Genomic DNA, 3,191 nt, shown 5'->3' with positions numbered 1-3,191 from the left:
GGCCGATTATGTAGATGCCTCGATTATGTTGAGCCATGTCCGGCGTCGTACGCCAACCGCCCGACTGAAGCGGAAGGCGCCGATTTCGCACTCTACATAATCAGAGCGTGCGCAGGAAGTCGATCAGCGAGTCGGGCGCCCGATAGCGCCGGAGCTTTGTCTCTGGCTCTTGCAGCCTCGCCAGTGCGCGTTCCTTCATCGCCAGGTCGGCCTCGACGTATTGATGAGTGGTTGCCGGACTCTCATGACCGAGCCAAAGCGCAATCACGCTGATGTCGACCCCGGCCTGCAGCAGGTGCATTGCCGTCGTGTGGCGAATCACGTGCGGCGTGATCTGGCGTTTCGCCAAGTTGGGACAGGATTCTGTGGCAACTTGGACGGCGCGTTCCAGTCGCTGCATCACGTTCCATCGCGACATCGCTTGGCCACCGCGATTGGGTAGCAACGGCGAAGTCGCATCAAACTGCGAATTCCGCCGGAGCCAAGCCCGGAGCGTCCTGACGGTCGAACGCCACAGCGGCACGCTGCGCTGTTTCCGTCCCTTGCCGTGCAGATGAACGCAGGCGGCCCCATCGTCGAGCACCACCTCGCCGACCTTCACGCCGACGATCTCTGAAACCCGCGCACCGGTGTTGTAGAGCAACAGCAGCAACACATGATCCCGTTGGCTAAACCACGTTCTATCCGGCGTCCCGATCACCGCCAGCATTTCCTCCCGGGACAGATAGCCGAGCATCGGACGCTCGAAGCGCTTTGCCGGAACGCCGAGCGCGTGTTCGATCACCTGCAGCGATGACACGTCGCGGTGCGCGGCGAACTTCAGGAACGAGCGCAGCGCCGCGAGGCGGGCATTGCGGCTGCGCACGCTGTTGTGCCGTTCTTGTTCCAGATGATCGAGGAAGGCCATGATCAGGTCCGGCGTGATGTCGGCCAGCGTGAGCTGCGCCGGCGAGCGACCAAGGCGCACCTCTGCAAAGCCCAGGAAGAGCATGAAGGCGTCCCGATAAGCGGCAACCGTCTGCGGGCTGAGTGCGCGTTGTTGCGTCAGATGCTCGACAAAGAAAGCTTGTAGGAGCGCAGGAAATGACGGCGGCGGTTTGGGTTGCCTACGCATCATCATCTCCCGCCAGATCGGCGAATTGCTCGAACCGGCCGGCAGCGATCGCCATCAATTCGGGAACGGCGGTGAGGTACCAGTACGTGTAGAAGATCTCGGCATGGCCCATGTAGGTCGACAGCGCCAGCATCTTCTGGTCGACATCGGCACCGTCGGCGTACCAGCGCACCAGTCGCCGCACAGCGAAGGTGTGGCGCATGTCGTGCAAGCGGGGCGCCTCGTGTCCGCCGCGATTGACCCAGCCGAGGCCATCGCGCAGACCGTTGAAGACGCGATGCGCCTGCCGCTCTCCAAGCGGCAGCCCCAATCGGCAGCCGCGACTACCGATCAGGAACGGCGTGCCGGCTGCCGTCGGAAGATGCCGCTCACGTTGTTTCCGATAACGCGCCAGTGCCTTGACCGTGCTGGGATGGATTGGCAGTTGCCGGGACTTGGCGAACTTGGTCTGCCGTATCGTCAGCATTCCGTGCTTGAGATCGACATCCGCATCGCGCAGATGAATCGCTTCGGAAACGCGCAGCCCGGTCGAGGCCATCAGGCCGAACAAGGTTTCGTAGGTGTACGGCCGAAGGCTGGCGGCGGGGCCGAGTGCGCGCGTCGCCGCGAGCAAGTCGACGATTTCGTCTTCACGGTAGATGTGGGGTGCAACACGCCCCGGCTCTGGACCGAAGAGCGACGCCTCGGGAACCTCGGTGTCGGGCTCGAACTGCTGGAGGTAGCGGATGAAGTGCCGCAGTCGTCCCCAACTGCGCGCCCAGGTGCCCGCATCGCCATGACCATCCTTGCCGGCACGTACCCATTCGACCATGAGTTCCGCCGTCAGCGGACCCCGATGGCGCTTGGATTCCACGAAGCGGGCAAAGCTGGAGAGGAAGGTGGCGCGGGAGCGCAGGTGGAAACCCTGGCGGCGACGCTCGGCCAGATAGTCGTCGATTCTGGCCTGCAAGCTTTGGCGTCGGCTCATGATTCGCTCCCCGGCCAGGGCAGCGCGACATCAGCAAGGTTTGGCGTATCGAGTTTGGCGTAGATCCGGGTGGTTTCCAACGACCGGTGCCGGAGAACATCGGCAACTTCCTTGAGTGAGCCGCCGTTCTCGACAAGGCGACACGCCAGTGTGTGGCGCAGTACGTGCGATCCAGAACCAGGTAGGCCGGCCCGTTGGCAGGCGCGGCGGATCGCGTTCTGGATCACATGGGTTGTGATCGGGATGTCACGCGATTCGCGGCGGCAAAGGAAGAGTGCCCGGCTCGTGGTTGCCGGGCGCTCATGCTGCAGGTAGTCCACAAAGGCTTGTCCGGTGGTCATCGGCAGCGGCAGGATGTCCTGTCGTCGCGACTTCGTGCCCTTCAGCATGACCGTGCCTGCGCGCCAGTCGATGTCGTCGATCGACAGGTTCGCGATCTCGCCTGCACGCAGCCCCATGTCCAGTGCGCAGCGGACAATGGCATAGCCTCGCCGGGGCCTGCGCCCGTAAGGGAGTACGGCGAGCAGCCGTCGAACTTCGTCCGGCTTGAGGGCGCGTGGCAGCGATGCAAGCTTCCACTGCACCGGCGAGGAAATGACCGCGATCAGACCCGCCACTGAGTCGCCGCAGATCGTCCGGTAGCGGAGGTAACTTCGCAAGGCGGTTGCGACTTGGGCGGCCGCCGAATGCGATGGGCTGTCCCCCAGTTGCCGAGCAATGAAGCGGCGAACATCGGCCGCATGCAGCCTGCCTATCTTGATGACGCCACCAGCGAACTTCTTCTGCAACCACTGACCGACGATGCGGCAATGGTTGCGACGCGTGCAGGCCGCCAGGCCGCGGACGTCACGCAGATGGTCGTCGTACCGGCGTAACTCGTCGGCGACAGGGTCGGAAAGAACTTCAGATGAACGCGCAGGCTGCGCGCTCCGGGGTTGTGGGATTGGTTTCATGAGCGTCTCCTGGAGTGGAAACGCCACTTCAGGAGAACGCTGAAATTATGTCGAGCTCAAAATTTCATCAGCCGCCCGAATGATCCATGGCCACGAGCTCCAGCAAGCCACGTCGCTGAAAGCTCAACATAATCAAGGCATCTACATAATCGGCCTT

At 62.9% G+C, this 3,191-nt stretch carries 3 protein-coding genes; all 3 read right to left on the bottom strand.

All coding sequences use genetic code 11. The features are described from left to right. Positions 1-100: 100 nt before the first annotated feature. The 3 genes from RMO95_RS07095 to RMO95_RS07085 are packed head-to-tail and all read right to left on the bottom strand — an operon-like array spanning position 101 to position 3,034. Positions 101-1,114, bottom strand: coding sequence for a tyrosine-type recombinase/integrase (locus RMO95_RS07095; RefSeq protein WP_310449908.1), 1,014 nt, complete (start codon positions 1,112-1,114; stop codon positions 101-103). Next, on the bottom strand, positions 1,107-2,081 hold the full coding sequence (locus RMO95_RS07090; RefSeq protein ID WP_310449907.1) for a tyrosine-type recombinase/integrase: 975 nt from the start codon (positions 2,079-2,081) through the stop codon (positions 1,107-1,109). Before RMO95_RS07090 ends, RMO95_RS07095 begins: the two co-directional genes overlap by 8 nt. Next, on the bottom strand, positions 2,078-3,034 hold the full coding sequence (locus tag RMO95_RS07085; RefSeq protein WP_310449906.1) for a tyrosine-type recombinase/integrase: 957 nt from the start codon (positions 3,032-3,034) through the stop codon (positions 2,078-2,080). Before RMO95_RS07085 ends, RMO95_RS07090 begins: the two co-directional genes overlap by 4 nt. Between the last annotated feature and the right edge of the window lie 157 nt (positions 3,035-3,191).

It is taken from the genome of Sulfuritalea sp., from assembly GCF_031426875.1.
GTDB lineage: Bacteria > Pseudomonadota > Gammaproteobacteria > Burkholderiales > Rhodocyclaceae > Sulfuritalea.
The sequence above is the reverse complement of the archived record's forward strand: the minus strand, read 5'-3'. Positions and strand labels throughout refer to the sequence as shown.

Excerpts from the sequence above, each read along its gene's own strand:
- RMO95_RS07095 (WP_310449908.1), bottom strand. The coding sequence starts at position 1,114 with ATGCGTAGGCAACCCAAACCGCCGCCGTCATTTCCTGCGCTCCTACAA.
- RMO95_RS07090 (WP_310449907.1), bottom strand. The coding sequence starts at position 2,081 with ATGAGCCGACGCCAAAGCTTGCAGGCCAGAATCGACGACTATCTGGCC.
- RMO95_RS07085 (WP_310449906.1), bottom strand. The coding sequence starts at position 3,034 with ATGAAACCAATCCCACAACCCCGGAGCGCGCAGCCTGCGCGTTCATCT.